The sequence below is a fragment of the Maricaulis maris genome, from assembly GCF_049116555.1.
GTDB lineage: Bacteria > Pseudomonadota > Alphaproteobacteria > Caulobacterales > Maricaulaceae > Maricaulis > Maricaulis maris_C.
In genome coordinates, this window is record NZ_JAGDYT010000003.1 from 102,936 (window position 1) to 119,527 (window position 16,592).

Below are 16,592 nucleotides of genomic sequence, written 5' to 3' on the forward strand. Positions count from 1 at the left end.
GTCTCTTCTCCCTGCGGATGTCCCGCGTGTCGGTCGGTTCAGTTCAGCCGGGTAACGGCCATGATGTAATTGACATTGTCGAGCTGATAGCGGTCCAGCACCTGCCGGCTCGGCCGCGCCGGATAATAGGGATAGGGATCGCGCACAGTGATCTGGTCAACCTGGGCACGTCCGTAACGGTCTATCCGGTAGTCAATCCGGGTCGCCACCATCGCATGGCCAAGCCCGGCGACGATGACCGGAATCCGGTTGGCGAGATACTGCGAAACCCAACTATTGGGGTCATTGGCATCAACGCCGCGGTCCCATTGCCGTACAATCCGCGCGCGTGTGCGGCGTCCCCCAGGCCAGACAGTCGAGTTGACCACCTGATTCATCTGCGAGGTCGTGGCCGGGTTACAGGCCAGATCCGGGTAGGCGCGCGAGACGATGTAGCGCTGATCGACCCTGAGTTCCTGCACCGCCAGACACATCTGGATAGAGGCTGCCCAGCACCAGTTCGGACAGGCCTGCTGGGCGTAGAAGAAATCCATGGCCGGAATGCCGGCGCTGCAGGCAATGGCATTGGGCAGCTGCTGACATTGATAATCTGCCGAGGCTGCCGCGCCGCCCGTCGCTGCCGCCAGGCCGCCGAGAAGAAAATGGCGTCTGTCCATTTCAGACCTCCCGCTCGGCCGGCCTCAACACACCTGGCCTCGCGGGCTGGTCGCTCGCCCATCCGCTACGACCGCGCCGGTACGGGAGATGGTGACATAATGAACCGTCCCGTCCGCGCAGCCCACGGTGAGGGCAGCGACATCGGTCGAAAATTCCGGGGTCACTGGCGCCACATAGGTCACGCCGGTCATCGGGATGGCATTGCAGGGCTCGCCACCCCCTTGGGAAAAGGCCGTTGCGCCGGTTGCGGCAACTCCGGCAGCGAAGGCGACTCCCGCAATCGCAACAGATTTCAATCCCGAGTTCCGGACATGCATGACCTCTTCCCCATTTTGTTTCCCTGCAAGACAAGCCCGGGAATCGCGCCGAGACAACTGCATTCTTTGCTGCAGCGCGAACTTCGCTTGCCACGCGGACCCGGTGCGACCTAACGTCAACCGTGAACATTGTTCGCTTTTTACCAGGGAAGCCCCGATCCGATGCAGCTCGTCAGTGACGTCATTCTGGAAGACCAGCCCCAGGTCGAGCCTCGATACGATGCCCGATATCCATCCCTGGACGGCTTTGATCTGTGGGACCCACAGGCCTGGACGGCGGGTCACCCGCACGACTTCTTCGCCCGCATGCGCGAGGAAGCACCGGTCATGTGGCAGAGCGCCGATCCCAAACGCGCCGGATACTGGTCTGTTACCCGCTATGAGGACATCAAGACGGTCGAATTGGCACCGGAGGTCTATTCCTCCGAGCGTGGCAGCATCAACATGTTCGTGATGCCGCGAAGGGAATGGAAGCCGAAAAAGCTGATACCGGCTGCCTTCAACTCGATCATCAATCTCGACCAGCCGCAGCACATGCAGATGCGGATCCAGCAGAAAGACTATTTCATTCCTCGCTTTGTCGCCGAACTTGGCGAGCGCGTTGACGCCAAGATCGACAGCCTGCTCGACGAGATGGAGCGGCGCGGGCCGGTGGTGGATTTCGTCCCGCTTTTCTCGCAGGAATTGCCGCTCTTCACGCTGTGCGAAATGCTGGGGATCGACGAACAAGACCGGCCGAAAATCATCCGCTGGATGCACTATCTGGAGCTGGCGAACCAGTATTTCGTCAACCCTTGGACCCTGCTCTCGCGGCGGCCTTGGTTCCCGATCAAATTCTATCACTATGTCAACGAGATGTTCGCCTATGGCGAGCGTGTCATGGCAGACCGGCGGGTCAATCCCAGGCAGGATCTGATGACCGCGATCGCCAATACGCAGATGGCCGGAAAACCCCTGCCACAAGAGTATCTCGACGGCTCCTGGTTGCTGATCATTTTCGCCGGCAATGACACGTCGCGAAATTCACTGTCGGGCACGATCCGCCTGCTCACCCAACACCCCGATCAACGCGAACGCGTTCTCGCCGACCGCTCGCTGATCCCGGCCTTGACGAATGAGGCGCTGCGGATGATCTCACCGGTCCAGCACATGCGGCGCACGGCAATGGAGGACACCGAGCTCAACGGCCAGCGGATCGCCCGCGACGAGAAGGTCGTCCTCTGGTATCCAGCCGCCAATCGCGACCCGGACATTTTCCCGGATCCGGACCGTTTCGACCTGTCCCGTGAGAATGTCGACAAGCACATCGCCTTCGGTCACGGCCCCCACAAATGCCTCGGCAACCGGATCGCGCAAATGCAGTTGCAGCGAGCCCTCACCAAGATCCTGGAACGCTTCCCGAATATTGCCTGGACCGGTCGGCAGACCATCTCGCCGAACACGCTGGTTCACGCAATCTCCAGCCTGGAGGTCAATCTCTACGGCAAGGACGGGCAGCGGCCGACCCACATCACGGTTCCGGCCTCGCACAACAGCGAAGGCTGAGCATCAATACGCTGGTGGTCAGCCCGGATCGGGTTAGGTTGACCCTGAACAAGGAGCGAGGCGCCGCATGACCGAGATCAATCCCGACAATCCCGTCCTGGTTACCGGCGGAACCGGCTATCTGGCCGGCGTCATTATCGCGAACCTGCTGGAAAAAGGGCATGATGTTCACACAACGGTCCGGGACCCTGACAATCGCGAGAAGCTGAAACATCTCGACACCATCGCGGCGGCGACGCCCGGCTCAATCCGCTATTTCAAGGCCGATTTGCTCGACACTGACGCCTTCGCTCCGGCGATGGCGGGCTGCGAGCTGGTGATCCACACCGCCTCGCCCTTCATCGCGCATGTGAAGGACCCGCAGCGTGATCTGGTGGATCCTGCAGTCAAGGGCACGCGCAATGTGCTCGCCGCCGTCGACGCGACCGACACCGTGAAACGGGTCGTTCTGACGTCAAGCTGTGCCGCGATCTACGGCGATAACAGCGACATTGCCGGCATGCCCGACCGCAAGCTCACCGAGGCGGTCTGGAATACGACGTCCAGCCTGTCTCACCAGGCCTATTCCCTATCCAAGACCTTGGCAGAGAAGGCCGCGTGGGAGATGGTCGAGGGCCAGTCGCGCTGGGACCTGGTCACGATCAACCCGTCTTTCATTCTCGGTCCCGGCATCAATCCGCAAGCGAGCGGCGAGAGCTATGCGATCCTGACGCAAATCGGCAATGGAACGATGGCCGCCGGCATTCCCGATTTCCGGATCGGTGCGGTGGATGTCCGCGAGGTCGCCGCGGCCCATATTGCTGCCGGATATACACCCCAGGCCGAGGGGCGCCATATCCTGTCCGGCCACGATACGGGATTGGTCGAAATGAGCGCCCTGCTGCGCGGGCATTTCGGTTCGACCTACAAATTCGGCAAGTCCACCCTGCCCAAATTCATGGTCTGGCTGGTCGGACCCATGATCAATCCCGGCCTGACCCGCACAATGGTCAGCCGCAATGTGGGCATCCCCTTTCTCGCCGACAATTCCAAGAGCCGGTCAGCGCTTGGTGTCACCTATCGCCCGCTGACTGAAACCCTCACCGAGCACTTCCAGCAATTGATCGATGCCGGCCGCGTCGAACCCGCCTGACCCGTTTGTGACAGCGAGGTCCCAGACATCGCGGCTGGGAACGCAGGGGCCGAAGTCTGCACGCGCGAACCGGCACTGACACAGTGAGCGCAAGGCCGGGGCAAGCCCCCTGAAGGTACGGGCAAAGCTCCGGCCAACGCCACAAGGCTTTTCCAACACGGCAATTTCCGCTTAGCTCGTGGCCGAACTTGTCGCTGTGGGGGCTGGAGACATGCGGAAAATATTGATCGGGGTGGCGGTTCTGGCCGCGCTATTCGGACTGGCGGCCTACGGCCCCGGATCCCTGGATGCCATGCATTTCGCGCCGCCGGCGCCGGATCCGGACCTCGCCGCACGTTTTGAGACCGAGCGCGAACCCGTCCGCACGGAGCGCCCGGACTTCCACGGCGCTGAAGATCTCGAACCCGGCCCGGATGGTCGCCTCTACGCGTCCCTCGCCGATGGCCGCATCATGGCCCGTTCCCCGGAGGGTGACTGGGCTGAAGTCGGAAATACCGGTGGCCGCCCGCTTGGACTGAGCTTCGGTCCGGACGGGCGCCTCTTCGTCGCGGACGCGCTGATGGGCCTGCTGGCCCAATCCGAGAACGGCTGGGATGTCTGGCTCGCCGCCGCTCCAAATGGCGGACCGCTGGTCTTCGCCGATGACCTCACCGTCCTCGCCGATGGTCGTGTGATCCTGACTGATGCGTCGCTGCGCCATGCCTACGGCGACCACATGATGTCCTTCCTCGAGGCAGAGCAGACCGGTCGTATCCTCTCGGTCACGGCACCGGAGGAGTATGCGGTGCTCGCGGACGGGCTCGGCTTCATCAATGGCGTTGATCACAACCCCGCCACCGGTCAGGTCTTCATCAACGAAACCTGGGCGGGCCGAATCTGGACGCTGGACCCGGACAGCGCCACGCTCACCGTCCTGATTGATGGCCTCCCCGGATATCCCGACAATCTGGAGTTTGATGCGGAAACCGGCCTGATCTGGAGCGCGATGCCGTCATTGCGGTCTGAAGAGCTGGACGCCCTGCATGCCCGCCCGCTGCTCAAGCGGCTGGTCTGGCGATGGTTGCAGCTTGCCGGCCTGCCGCCCCTACCCGAGCGTCCCGCCATGGCCATCGCGCTCACACCGGAGGGCGAGACCATTCGAACCCTGCGCGGTCCGCTTGAGGATTCCGACGGCATCACCACCGTGCTGGTCTGGAACGACGAATTGTGGACAGCGGGGCTCGCCCGCGACGGCCTGACGGTGTTCGACAACGCTGGCGACTAGCTCCGCCCCGGCGACACGGTTGCATGCGCGACATGCAGACAAATCTGCATTCGCCGGTCGAACCGCATGGCGGCTGCGCCTAGCTTGGATTGAGTGCAGGCATCGGAGTAGCGGCATGAACGAGACAAAGGGCGATGGCGCCAACCCGGTGCGGTTCCGGCATGCCCTGCCGGACGGCGAGCTGAGCGGCCTGGCCTGGCCGGCTCCGGAGAAACCGCGCCTCGTCTTCATCCACGCGAACGGATTTTGCGCCAGCGCCTATCGGCAGATGCTCGGACACTTGTCGACCGCCTTCGACATTCTCGCACCGGACCTGCGCGGACACGGACGAACACACCTGACCGCCGACCCCGACCAGCATCGCAGCTGGGATATCTATGCGGCGGACATCAGCGATTGGCTCGGCTCGCTCGACCGGAGCCCGGACGCCTTCGCCGGGCACTCGATGGGCGCAATCGTTTCGCTACTGTCTGCCAGCCGGCTGTCTCGACCTGTTCCGTTGGCCCTGGTCGAACCGGTCATATTGCCCCCCGTTTTCTACCTGATGTGCCAAGGCCCATTGAGAGGTCTGATGCGCGGCCGAGTTCCGATCGCCAAGGCAGCCCGCAGGCGCTTCGATGGCTGGGAAGCCCGATCAGACGCCGCGACGCGCTATGCCCGCCACCCCACTTTCCGGAACTGGGCCCCCGGGGTCCTGGATGATTATCTCGAAGATGGGCTGGCAAAGTCAGAAGCGGGCGAAATTCACCTGTCCTGCAACCCGTTATGGGAAGCCGCCAACTACGAAGCCCAGGGTCATGATATCGGGACAGCCCTGCGACAGCAGGCCGGGTCAGTCAGTGTGCTGAAAGCGGAAAAGGGATCGACCATCGTCAGGCCCCGCGCCCTCACGAGTCGGGGCATCGGCATCGATTTGATGACGGGGACCGGACATCTTGCACCGATGGAGGCTCCCGAACGGGTCGCCGACTGGATAAGTGGCAAACTGAAAAACCCGGATTAATCGGGCGATACCGTCCCGGTCGTCGCGAGGCCGGAGCCGGTCTGACGCCGGTTTCAAGCCGACTGGATCCACCAGCACGAAGGAGATCGACATGTCACAGGAAGAACGCTTCGCCGATCGGGTCACAGTCTCGACGTCCGACCATGTCGCCCATGTCCGGCTCGACCGGCCTGACAAGCTCAATGCCATCGACCCGGCCATGTTCGACGGGCTGCTGGAAGCCGGCAAGTATCTCGCCGCCCAAGACCAGGTGCGCGCCGTCATACTCTCGGGCGAAGGACGCATGTTCTGCGCCGGGCTCGACTTTGCCAGTTTCGCGGCCATGGCCGGCGATGCGGAAGCCATGGAGCCGCTGGAGACACGGACCCACGGCCTGAGCAATCGCCCACAGCATGCCTGCCTGCAGTGGCGGGAGCTCCCCATGCCCGTCATCGCGGCCATCCAGGGCGGCGCCCTGGGCGGAGGACTTCAGATCGCCTTGGGCGCGGACATCCGCCTGGTCGCACCGGATGCCAGGCTCGCCATCGCCGAAATCCGATGGGGCCTGGTGCCCGACATGGGCGGCTGCGTCGTCCTGCCGGGGCTGATGCGAGACGACCAGATCCGCGAACTGACCTATTCCGGGCGCGATGTGAGCGGCGAGGAGGCTGTTGAACTCGGCCTCGCCACCCGAGTCGAAGCGGATCCGCTCGCCGCCGCGCGAGACATGGCCCGCGCCATGGCCACGCGCAGCCCGTCCGCGATGCGGGCAAGCAAGCGGCTTCTCAACCAGGCGGCCGGGGATAACCCTGCCACGGTCCTGCTGGCGGAATCGCGTGAACAGGCCGGCTTGATGGGCAGCGCCCACCAGGTCGAGGCTGTCATGGCGCAAATGGAGAAGCGCCCGCCCGTCTTCGACTGAACCCGCTGACCGCATCCCACAGCAACTGGCGGGACTGGCGGGACAGTGTTTCCGCTGGCGCCGGTAATCAAAGCGCCGCGCTTTCCCATATGTCAGTCATCGAAAGCGAGGCTGTCATGCGATACATCGGTATAGCTCTGTCACTTCTCATCCTGGCCGGAACCGGCGCGCTCGTCTGGCAGGACGGTTTGACCGGCAACGGCCTGGTCGTTCGCGCTCCGGCGACAACCGACCTCGCCACACCGGCGCGGCCCCTCGCCCGACCCCGTCGGGAGCCCCTGTAATGACCATCAGGATCACACGCGAGGACAGTGGTTCGAAAGGGCGTTTCATCGCCCATGTCGAGGGCCAGGCAGAGACCGGCGAAATGACCTGGTCCCGCCTGTCATCCAGCCGCATCATCGTCGATCATACAGGTGTGCCCGACAGTCTGCGCGGGCTGGGCGTCGGCGCCGCGCTCGCCCGACAGGTTGTCGAAACCGCGCGGGCGGAAGGCGTCACCATCCTGCCTCTCTGCCCCTTCCTCAAGGCCCAGGCGGAACGCCATCCGGACTGGTCCGACGTAATCGAGACGATCGGGCACTGACCCGCCGATGATCTTCAATCCTCTGCCCATTGCCGCAAGAGATTGGCTTTGGTCTTCAAGATGAGATCGAGCTCACGGGTCTTGCCGTCCCGTTCGAAGAGCCGAGTGGAGACCTGATCCAGATCAAACAGGATTTCGCGCTGATCGGCCCGTCGCACCAGTGATCGCACCCATCCGACAACCGCCAGCCTCTCACCGCTCGTGACGGGGGCGACGTGATGAATGGCCGATGTGGCGTAGACCACAGCATCGCCGGGAGCCAGCTTGATCTCGGTCTCGCCCTCGGTCCCGTCCATGACCAGTTCGCCGCCGTCATAGCGGTCCGGCTCGCTGAGGAAGAGCGTGAAGGAAAGATCGGCCCTGCGGCCACCCATGAGCGCATCGTCTATATGAGGTCCGTATTCCATCCCCTCGCGATAGCGCGACACCAGAATGCGCGAGAGCGTCTTGGGCCGGGCGAAGCTGACAAAACCGGCATGGGCCATCAAGGCCTTTCTGACCTCGCTGCGGACGGTATCGACACGGGCACCGGTCTCGAGCTGCTCATTGGCTTTCACGCCCCGGGCGACCCGGCCGGCGGTCTTGCCCCCATCCCCGAACGTGCCTTCGCGTATCAGGCGGCGTAGATGCTCGACCTGCTCAGGTGAGCAGACATTTTGCAGATGAATGAGCATGCGGGCTCCTGCGACTAATTGTCATTTGCTTGGAATACCGTTAGGCGTTTATCGCATTGATGAGAGCGAAATCCATCCGCGAAAGGAAGTTTCATGGGGATCAAGCGTCGCACGCGTGTCTGGACATCGGTCGGAACAGCCGCCCTTCTCGGGGGGCTGGCCAGCTGTAGTGAGCCCGCCGAAACGCCGGGCGCCCCGGACACCCAAGCGCCGTCCGGGACGGCGAGCGCGCCCGCCTTCTCGGAAGGAGAAGGAGAAGGCGAAGGCGAAGGTAATGGCGGCGAATTCGGAATCGATCCGGTCGAGGCTGAATCCAATCCGGTGGTCTTTCTCACCGCACTCGAAGTCATGCGCGCCCATTACCTGGCCGGCATTGACGCCTTTGAAGCGGGTGACCGTACTGCCGGTGCAGAAATGTTCGCCCACCCGATTTCGGAAATCTATATCGATTTCGAACCCGCCCTGGACGCTCGCGGCGCGCCACTTTTCGGGGATGTGATGACCGACGCATCGGTTGCCCCCTATTCCGGTGAAAGCGATGAAGCCATTGCCGCGCGCGTTGACGACGTTATCGCGGCGATCGATGCGGCCTCCGCTTTCGCACCGCGCAGCCACAATTCCCCTGCCGGTGTCCACGCCCGGGTCCTGACCGATCTGATTGAGCGTGCGGCCCTCCAATACGAGGTCCTCGCCACCAATCCGGACGCGCGCGAAGCCTATCTCGACGGCTATGGATTTGCCCGCGCCGCGCAACGCTATGCCGGCAATCATCTCGAACAGGTTGCCGAAGGTGATGCGGATGCGGCCCTCCTTCTGGGGCGCGCGGTAAGCGCCATGCAGACAGCCTTTCCGACAGCCCTGCGGCCGCGCGAACTGGCAGGCGACAGCGCAGTCCTGCTTTCCCTCGCGAGTCAGGCTCGCACCGAAGCTGACGGCTTGCGCTGAGGATCCTCCCTGCGAATTGATCGCCGGAGCCTCACCACAGGCCAGCTGGCCGCCGCAAACAACAGGTCGCGGGTGACCGACAGGCTGCAGCGCCACCTGACAGACATGGCGCTCGACTGGTATAGGCGGGACATCTCGTTTCCAATGGACCGCCATGCCCCCCTTCCTGGTTGCCGCTCTCTATAAATTTGCCCCACTGAAGGCGGATGCCGCACTTCAGGACGAGATCCGTGATCTGTGTGTCACCGAGCATGTCTTCGGCACGCTTCTGCTCGCCAGCGAGGGAATCAATGGCACGATTGCCGGCCCGGATGGCGGCGTGCACGCCGTGCTCGCCAGGCTACGTGCCCTGCCCGGTTTCTCGGAGTTGGAGCACAAGGAAAGCCGTGCCGAGACCCAGCCCTTCCTGCGCATGAAAGTCCGCCTGAAGCGTGAAATTGTCACGATGGGTGTTACCGACATCGACCCGGTCGGAGCCGTGGGGACCTATGTCGAGCCTGAAGACTGGAATGACCTCATCACCGCGCCCGATGTGGTGACGATCGACACGCGAAATGACTACGAGGTCCGGATCGGGCAATTCGAGGGAGCGATCAACCCGAAGACAGTCTCCTTTCGCGAGTTTCCAGACTGGTTCCGAAGCTTCCGTGAAACCCGCCCCAATGCCCGCATCGCCATGTATTGCACCGGCGGCATTCGCTGCGAGAAAGCAACGGCCTTTGCCCGGATGGAAGGAGTCGACGACGTCTTCCATCTCAAGGGTGGAATCCTGAAATATCTCGAGACCATTCCAGAGAGCGAAAGCCGCTGGCGCGGCGAGTGCTTCGTCTTCGACCGTCGGGTCGCTGTCACCCATGGGCTCGACCTCGGCACGCACACGCTTTGCCATGCCTGTCGCGAACCTCTGGGTCCGGAGGATTTGCGCTCACCGGACTATCTGCCCGGCCATGCCTGCCCGCATTGCGTCGAGATCCGCACGCCGGAACAACGCGAACGCTATGCCGAGCGGCATCGCCAGGAAAGCCTGGCGCGCGCCCGCGGTGAACGGCATCTCGGCCAACCGGGAGCACCGCGTGAGGCTGACGGATGACGCCAGGCCTGCCCATTCTCTGGTCATTCCGGCGTTGTCCCTATGCAATGCGCGCTCGCCTCTCCCTGCATGCTGCCGGGATCGCGGTCGAGCACCGGGAAATCCTGCTGCGCGACAAACCACCCGCAATGTTGGAAGCATCGCCGAAAGGCACAATTCCGGTTCTGGTCCTGGAGGACCAGGTCATCGATGAGAGCCTGGACATCATGCTGTGGGCCTTGCGGCAGCATGACCCGGAGGGGTGGTTGCGCGAGGAGCGCGACGCGTTGAAGCTGGCCGCAGCCTGCGACGCCCGGTTCAAGCCACATCTTGACCGCTACAAGTATGCGACACGCTATGCCGACACCGACCCACAGGAACACCGCGCCGCCGCTGCCGAATTCGTGACCGACCTGGAAGACAGGCTCAGCCACTCACCCGCCCTGGGCGGGGCGCAAGCCGGGCTCGCCGACTACGCGATTTTCCCGTTTATCCGACAATATGCCCATACCGACAGGGATTGGTTTGCCGCCCAGAACTGGCCTTCTGTACAGGCTTGGCTGGACACTCATCTCAACACCGTCCGGTTTGCCGAAATCATGCGCAAACACCCGTTGTGGACGTCAGATGCCGACCTGCAAAATGGCGTGTGATGCATTGAATCCACATCCCCGGCCAGATTTCTGCTGCACCGCAACATAACGCTGTCACCGAACTGCAATATCCATTATCGGAAAGTCCATCCTGGCTGCTCCACTTCCCGCGAAGCACACCTCGCTGGTGCAGCTCATACTGGTTGGTTCGAAAGATTCCCTCATGACCCTTGCCTCTTCCGCTCGCAAACGCGTGCAGCTCGCCGGCGTCAGCGCCCTCGCGCTCACGGCCTCCGCCTTCATCCCTGCCTCGGCTGTCGCCCAGTCCGCGCCGGCGTCCACCTCGACCGTTGAAACGATCATCGTGACGACCACGCGCCGCGAAGAAAACGTCCAGGACATCGCCAATTCGGTCACGGCCCAGTCCGGCGAAGATCTCGCCCCGCTGACCGAAGGTGGCGCCGATATTCTCAGCCTCGCTGCCCGCATCCCCTCCGTCTATGCGGAAAGCTCCAATGGCCGTGTCGCCCCGCGCTTCTATATTCGTGGCCTGGGCAATACCGATTTTGACCTCGCCGCGTCGCAGCCGGTCTCGGTCATCATGGACAATGTGGTGATGGAAAACGTCATCTTGAAATCCTTCCCGCTGTTCGATATCGCCCAGGTGGAGATCGCTCGCGGCCCCCAAGGCACGCTGTTTGGACGCAATACGACGGCCGGTACAATCAAGTTTGACTCGGTCCGACCGACCCAGGAAACCGACGGCTATGTCAGCGTCTCGACTGCCTCCTACGGCACCACAAACCTTGAAGCCGCCATGGGCGGCGCGCTGGTCGAAGACGTGCTGAGCGCGCGCCTGTCACTGCTCTCGCAGCATCGCGATGACTGGATCGACAATGGCTTCACCGGCGATAACAATGCGCTCGGCGGGTATGACGAGCAGGCCGGTCGCGCCCAGCTCCTGTATACCCCGACCGAGTCTTTCGACGCCCTGCTGAATGTGCATGCCCGCTCGCTGGTCGGCACCTCTGCCGTGTTCCGCGCCAATATACTGACCCCGGGCAGCAATGCGCTTAACAGCAATTATGTTCGTGATGAAGTCTATTTCGACAGCGCCTTCAACAACCCGCAAGCCTATGACAGCTGGGGCACGAGCGCGGCGCTGAACTACTATACCGATGCCGGCGTGACCCTGACGTCGATCACCGGCTATGAGGCCGCCGAGGGCTATTCGCTCGGCGATATCGATGGCGGCAATCTGGTGACCGGCCCGGGCTTCATCCCCTTCCCGTCGGAAACCCAGGACGGTATCGACTCGCTCGAGCAGTTCACGCAGGAATTCCGGATCGCCTCCAGCGATGACCAGCCGACGACCTGGCAGATCGGCGCCTATTATTTCTCCGGCGAGTTCGACATCACCACGGTTGGACCAAATGGCGGCTTTCCGCCGTCCACGACCGTGCGCCATGACAACACGCTTTGGTCCGCCTTCGGTCAGGTCAGCCACCAGTTGAACGACAATCTCCAACTCTCGGGTGGCCTGCGCTTCACGCATGACGCCAAGGAGCTGGTCGGCGTGGTGACCTCGATTCCGGTGGCACCGGTCTCCGCATCCGACGACCAGTTCAGCTGGGACCTGTCGGCCTATTACGATCTTGACGATCGCCAGGCTGTCTTCGCCCGTCTCGCCCGCGGCTTCCGCGGCCCGTCAATCCAGGCCCGCGACGTTGCCTTCTTCAACCCGCCCTCGATTGCCGACAGCGAGACCTCGACCTCGTTTGAAATCGGCTACAAGTCGGAGCCGCTCGATGGGCGCGCCCGCTTCAACGCGACCGCCTTCTACTACCAGGTCGACGACCTGCAGCTCTCGGCCGTCGGCGGCGGCGGCAATCTTGTCCAGCTGATCAATGCCGATCGCGGCGTTGGCTATGGTTTCGAAATCGACAGTGAAATGTGGGTGACTGACAATCTCTTTGTCACCGCCGGCCTCTCCTGGAACGAGACCGAGTTGCAGGATAATGACCTGGAAGTTGGCGTGTGCGCCCAATGCACCGTGCTGGATCCGGATACCGATAATGACGGTTTCGTCGAAGTCGACGGCAATCCCTTCCCGCAGGCACCGGACTACATCCTGTCCCTTACGGCTCGCTACTCGATCCCGGCCGGCAATGGCGGCGAATGGTTCGCTTACACCGACTGGTTCTACCAGGGTCGCACGAACCTCTTCCTCTACGAGTCCGAAGAGTTCTACTCCGACGGTAATTTCGAAGGCGGTCTGCGCCTTGGCTATGCCGGCGAGATGTCCGGCGGCCAGGATTACGAGCTCGCAGTCTTTGCGCGCAATATCACCGACGAAGACAATCTCGTCGGTGGCATCGACTTCAACAACAATACCGGTTTCGTCAACGAGCCGCGCATTGTTGGTGTCTCCTTCCGTGCCAGCCTGAACTAGGCATCGGACCGAGCGTTAACAAAAGAAAAGCTCCGGGCGTAATCCCGGAGCTTTTTTTATTCGCTGAAATCGGCAGTCGGTGGTGGCAGGGTGATCGTGACGCTGCTCAAGGCAGTTTGTTCACCCGATTTCCCCCCGAGACTGAGGGCGCTCCCGTTGAGCGCCCTCTTTCTTTTTTCGGGTTCGACCGTTTGCGATATCGAACGACGCTGAGCTATTCCCAGAAATAGGGCTGACGCTCGCGATCGCCGGTGACGGTCTCATTCATCGTATCGGCATCGTAGAGACGGCCATTGAGCATGACGTATTCGATCTCGTCCGTATTGCCGATATCGTCGAGCGGGTTCGCGGTCATCACGACAAGGTCGGCCAGTTTGCCGACTTCGAGCGAGCCGAGATCAGCATCGAAACCGAGATGGCGGGCCGGTGCCATGGTCGCGGTTTCCAGCACCTGGAGCGGCGTGAAACCACCCCGCGCGAAGGACCACATCTCCCAATGCGCGGCGAGACCCTGTTGCTGGCCGTGCGCTCCGATCGAGACATCTACCCCGCGATTGCGCAGCTGAAGCGCCGTACGGGCATTGTCATCATCAACGAAATCCTCTTCCGGTGCCGTCGTGCGACGTACCGAACCAGCCTGAAGGATGCGCGGCGGGGCGTGACGGGACAGGATCGGGTGGAGCCAGACGTCCGTGGCCTGGCGCCAGTAGGGATCACCGGCGAGACCGCCATAGGTCACGACAATGGTCGGCGTGTAGGCGACTTCGGTCTGCGAATACATCTGCAGCACATCCTCATAGATCGCGGAGAGCGGCAGATTGTGTTCGATCGACGTATTGCCATCGGCCACCATGGCCATATCCATGTGGTAGTTGGACCCACCCTCGGCGACCACTTCGACCCCGGCCTCATGGGCAGCTGCAACGACCTGCTGACGCTGGTCACGGCGCGGCTGGTTGTAGTTCTTGATCGAGTGCGCGCCTTGCGAGGCAAGGCGGAAAACGTGCTCCTGCGCGTCCTCGTAATTGTCGATCTGCGCATAGACGGAGGCCGCCCGCGCGCCATAGACGATCTCGCCGGTGGAATAGATCCGCGGCGCCAGCAGGCTGCCGGCCCGCTGATACTCGCCTGCCGCGAAGATCTGGCTGGCCCGGTTGGACGGGTCGTGGATTGTCGTCACACCCAGCGCCAGATGGGCGATCACGGCCCAATTCTGCTCCGGAATGATATCGCCCGTGCCCTGCGGACCATGCGCGTGGGCATCGATGAAGCCCGGCGTGATCGTGCGGCCGGACATGTCGACCGTCTGAGCGCCCTCCGGCACCGTTACATCGGCCCCGACAGCGGCAATGCGATTGCCATCGATGACAATGGTGCCGTTCTCGATGACGCCACCATCTTCTCCCGCCATGGTGATGATCCGCGCATTGGTCAGCGCGACCATCCCGCTGGGCCGGTCAGCCGTCGCACTCATGGAGAGGTCGAGCCCCTCGGTCGGCGGCGTGTATTCACGCTCACCGGTCGGGTCGGGGCGGAAGTCGGCGACGTCGGCGGTGAAGAATGTCGGTCCCATGGACCAGTGAACGGCATCGCCGCTCCCGCTCCAGTGGAAATAGCTACCGCCATTGCCTGACACTTCCACCGTCGGAAGCGCCGAGCTGCCACGGCCCCCGGAGACCGATTGCGGACCTGGCAGAAGCGGCTGCACGAAAACATCATAATTCTGGCGGAAAGCGACGTGCGTGCCATCCGGCGAGACCTGGTAGCCGGTGACCAGATCACCGGTCACATGCGTCCGCTCATTGGTACCGTCCAGATCCATGGAGACGAGGCGGGCACCGCCGCCGCTACGGGTAACGAAGATCCGGTCATTCGAATCCCCGAAATGGGGCGCCGAGCCACTATCGGTGATACGCACCATGTCGCCGCCATCGGCGGCAACACGATAGACGCCTTCATTCTCGGACCATTCCGGCGCGGTCAGGAATCCGCCGGAGCCTTTCTCGAAGACCACGGTCTCGCCATCGGGCGAAAAGCGCGGATTACGGTAATGGCCGGGCTCGTCATTGAGCACGCGTTCACGGCCGCCACGAGCCGATATCGTCCGGACCGAGCCCAGCTCTTCATCATCCCAGGTCACGAAGGCAATGGTGCGGCCATCCGCCGACCAGGTCGGCATCATTTCCCGGCGCGTGCCGTCATCCCGGGTCAGGCGGCGCGGCTCCCCACCGTCCGCATCGCGCACCCAAAGGTGACCCAGTGTCTCGTAAACGACCTGGCTGCCATCAGGCGACGCCGTGGCGAAGCGCGGCATGCGTGTCTGGAAAGTGTCCGGTGCGACTTCGACCGAGGGGCGCGGCGGATCAATCACATCGCGCGTATCGGTGACGCTGAAGGGGATGTTCGTGACTTCACCAGTCTCGATATCAACGCGCTGGATGCCGCCCTCGGCCCAATACACGATGGAGTTGCCATCCGGCATCCAGTCCATGTTGGGATACATGCCCGTCACGCCCCAGGTTTCCTGCATGTCCTGATCGACAGTTTCGACGAGGCGACGCTCCTCACCGGTCTGCAAGTCCTTGATCCAAAGGCCAGACTGGATGCGGTCCCGACGCACAAAAGCCATGTAGCGGCCATCCGGCGACGGTGCCGGACGGACCGCGCCGCCTGCACCGGAAACCGCCGTATCGGTCTCTCCGGTCTCCATGTCATAGCGACGGATATTGAACAGGTCGGTATTGGAATCCTGAGCGTAGATGAAGGTGTTCCCGGAGGTCACATTCTGCGTGTAGTAGAGATAACGACCATCCGGCGAGAAGATCGGCTCACCAAGTTCCTTCTGGAAACTCTCATCGGGACGCTCGACCAGCTGCACACCCCCGCCGCCAAGGACGTGATAGAGCCAGATCTCGCCGGTACCGGCGGAGCGTGTGGTGGTGAAATGCTTACGGGCGGCGATATAGCGGCCCGAAGGGTGCCACGCCCCATTATTGAGTAAACGGAAGCTCTCCTCGGTCAGCTGCCGTGCATCCGAGCCGTCAACATTCATGATCCAGATATTGTCACCGCCAGCGCGATCCGAGGTGAAGGAAATCTGGCTGCCATCAGGCGAGAAGCGCGGCTGGATTTCCCAGGGCAGGCCCGAGGAAATATTGGTCGCCGCACCGCCCGTCACCGGGATCGTGTAGATATCGCCAAGCAGGTCGAAGGCGATGGTCTGGCCGTCCGGACTGACGTCCAGCGACATCCAGGTGCCTTCCGTGACATTGATGTCGATCGCGCGCGTCTCGAGCGGCGGATTGGCGACATCCCAGCCCTCGCTGGCCTCGTCCTGCATGGCAAAGGCCGGTGCCGCGGAAAGCATTGTGCTGGCAGCCAGAATTGAAACGAATTTGGTCATCTCTTCCCCCAAGAATTGGAATCTTGGGGCAGAGACTAGGGCGCAAACCGG

General features: G+C 62.6%; 15 protein-coding genes. 11 read left to right on the forward strand and 4 right to left on the reverse strand.

Annotated features, from left to right (window positions below; translation table 11 throughout):
• Window positions 1-38 precede the first annotated feature (38 nt).
• Together JXQ94_RS05140 and JXQ94_RS05145 are read right to left on the reverse strand one after the other, a co-directional pair.
• Window positions 39-656, reverse strand: coding sequence for a hypothetical protein (locus JXQ94_RS05140; RefSeq protein ID WP_421922738.1), 618 nt, complete (start codon window positions 654-656; stop codon window positions 39-41).
• 24 nt (window positions 657-680) lie between these two features.
• On the reverse strand, window positions 681-974 hold the full coding sequence (locus tag JXQ94_RS05145) for a hypothetical protein (RefSeq protein ID WP_421922739.1): 294 nt from the start codon (window positions 972-974) through the stop codon (window positions 681-683).
• A 162-nt stretch (window positions 975-1,136) separates the two neighbouring features.
• Between JXQ94_RS05145 and JXQ94_RS05150 the strand changes: the two genes are divergently transcribed.
• From JXQ94_RS05150 to JXQ94_RS05180, 7 genes are all read left to right on the forward strand, one after another.
• Window positions 1,137-2,519: a cytochrome P450 gene (locus tag JXQ94_RS05150; protein ID WP_421922740.1), complete on the forward strand. Its 1,383-nt coding sequence runs from the start codon at window positions 1,137-1,139 to the stop codon at window positions 2,517-2,519.
• A 67-nt stretch (window positions 2,520-2,586) separates the two neighbouring features.
• Complete coding sequence (locus JXQ94_RS05155) at window positions 2,587-3,651, forward strand: NAD-dependent epimerase/dehydratase family protein (RefSeq protein WP_421922741.1); 1,065 nt, start codon at window positions 2,587-2,589, stop codon at window positions 3,649-3,651.
• A 211-nt stretch (window positions 3,652-3,862) separates the two neighbouring features.
• Window positions 3,863-4,915, forward strand: coding sequence for an SMP-30/gluconolactonase/LRE family protein (locus tag JXQ94_RS05160; protein WP_421922742.1), 1,053 nt, complete (start codon window positions 3,863-3,865; stop codon window positions 4,913-4,915).
• Window positions 4,916-5,030: 115 nt separating this feature from the next.
• A complete protein-coding gene (locus JXQ94_RS05165) occupies window positions 5,031-5,918 on the forward strand; it encodes an alpha/beta fold hydrolase (protein ID WP_421922743.1) in 888 nt (295 codons plus the stop codon).
• Between the two features lie 91 nt (window positions 5,919-6,009).
• Window positions 6,010-6,819, forward strand: coding sequence for a crotonase/enoyl-CoA hydratase family protein (locus JXQ94_RS05170; RefSeq protein ID WP_421922744.1), 810 nt, complete (start codon window positions 6,010-6,012; stop codon window positions 6,817-6,819).
• A 116-nt stretch (window positions 6,820-6,935) separates the two neighbouring features.
• Window positions 6,936-7,103: a hypothetical protein gene (locus JXQ94_RS05175; protein ID WP_421922745.1), complete on the forward strand. Its 168-nt coding sequence runs from the start codon at window positions 6,936-6,938 to the stop codon at window positions 7,101-7,103.
• On the forward strand, window positions 7,103-7,405 hold the full coding sequence (locus JXQ94_RS05180) for a GNAT family N-acetyltransferase (RefSeq protein WP_421922746.1): 303 nt from the start codon (window positions 7,103-7,105) through the stop codon (window positions 7,403-7,405). Before JXQ94_RS05175 ends, JXQ94_RS05180 begins: the two co-directional genes overlap by 1 nt.
• Before the next feature lie 14 nt (window positions 7,406-7,419).
• Here JXQ94_RS05180 and JXQ94_RS05185 read toward each other — a convergent pair whose 3' ends face one another.
• Complete coding sequence (locus JXQ94_RS05185; protein ID WP_421922747.1) at window positions 7,420-8,079, reverse strand: Fe2+-dependent dioxygenase; 660 nt, start codon at window positions 8,077-8,079, stop codon at window positions 7,420-7,422.
• 93 nt (window positions 8,080-8,172) lie between these two features.
• Between JXQ94_RS05185 and JXQ94_RS05190 the strand changes: the two genes are divergently transcribed.
• The 4 genes from JXQ94_RS05190 (at window position 8,173) to JXQ94_RS05205 (ending at window position 13,138) form a co-directional block, all read left to right on the forward strand.
• A complete protein-coding gene (locus JXQ94_RS05190; RefSeq protein ID WP_421922748.1) occupies window positions 8,173-9,024 on the forward strand; it encodes a hypothetical protein in 852 nt (283 codons plus the stop codon).
• Between the two features lie 154 nt (window positions 9,025-9,178).
• Complete coding sequence (locus tag JXQ94_RS05195) at window positions 9,179-10,114, forward strand: rhodanese-related sulfurtransferase (RefSeq protein ID WP_421922749.1); 936 nt, start codon at window positions 9,179-9,181, stop codon at window positions 10,112-10,114.
• Window positions 10,111-10,746, forward strand: coding sequence for a glutathione S-transferase (locus JXQ94_RS05200; protein ID WP_421922750.1), 636 nt, complete (start codon window positions 10,111-10,113; stop codon window positions 10,744-10,746). Before JXQ94_RS05195 ends, JXQ94_RS05200 begins: the two co-directional genes overlap by 4 nt.
• Window positions 10,747-10,909: 163 nt before the next feature.
• Window positions 10,910-13,138: a TonB-dependent receptor gene (locus tag JXQ94_RS05205; RefSeq protein ID WP_421922751.1), complete on the forward strand. Its 2,229-nt coding sequence runs from the start codon at window positions 10,910-10,912 to the stop codon at window positions 13,136-13,138.
• Between the two features lie 214 nt (window positions 13,139-13,352).
• Here JXQ94_RS05205 and JXQ94_RS05210 read toward each other — a convergent pair whose 3' ends face one another.
• Window positions 13,353-16,541: an amidohydrolase family protein gene (locus tag JXQ94_RS05210; protein WP_421922752.1), complete on the reverse strand. Its 3,189-nt coding sequence runs from the start codon at window positions 16,539-16,541 to the stop codon at window positions 13,353-13,355.
• Between the last annotated feature and the right edge of the window lie 51 nt (window positions 16,542-16,592).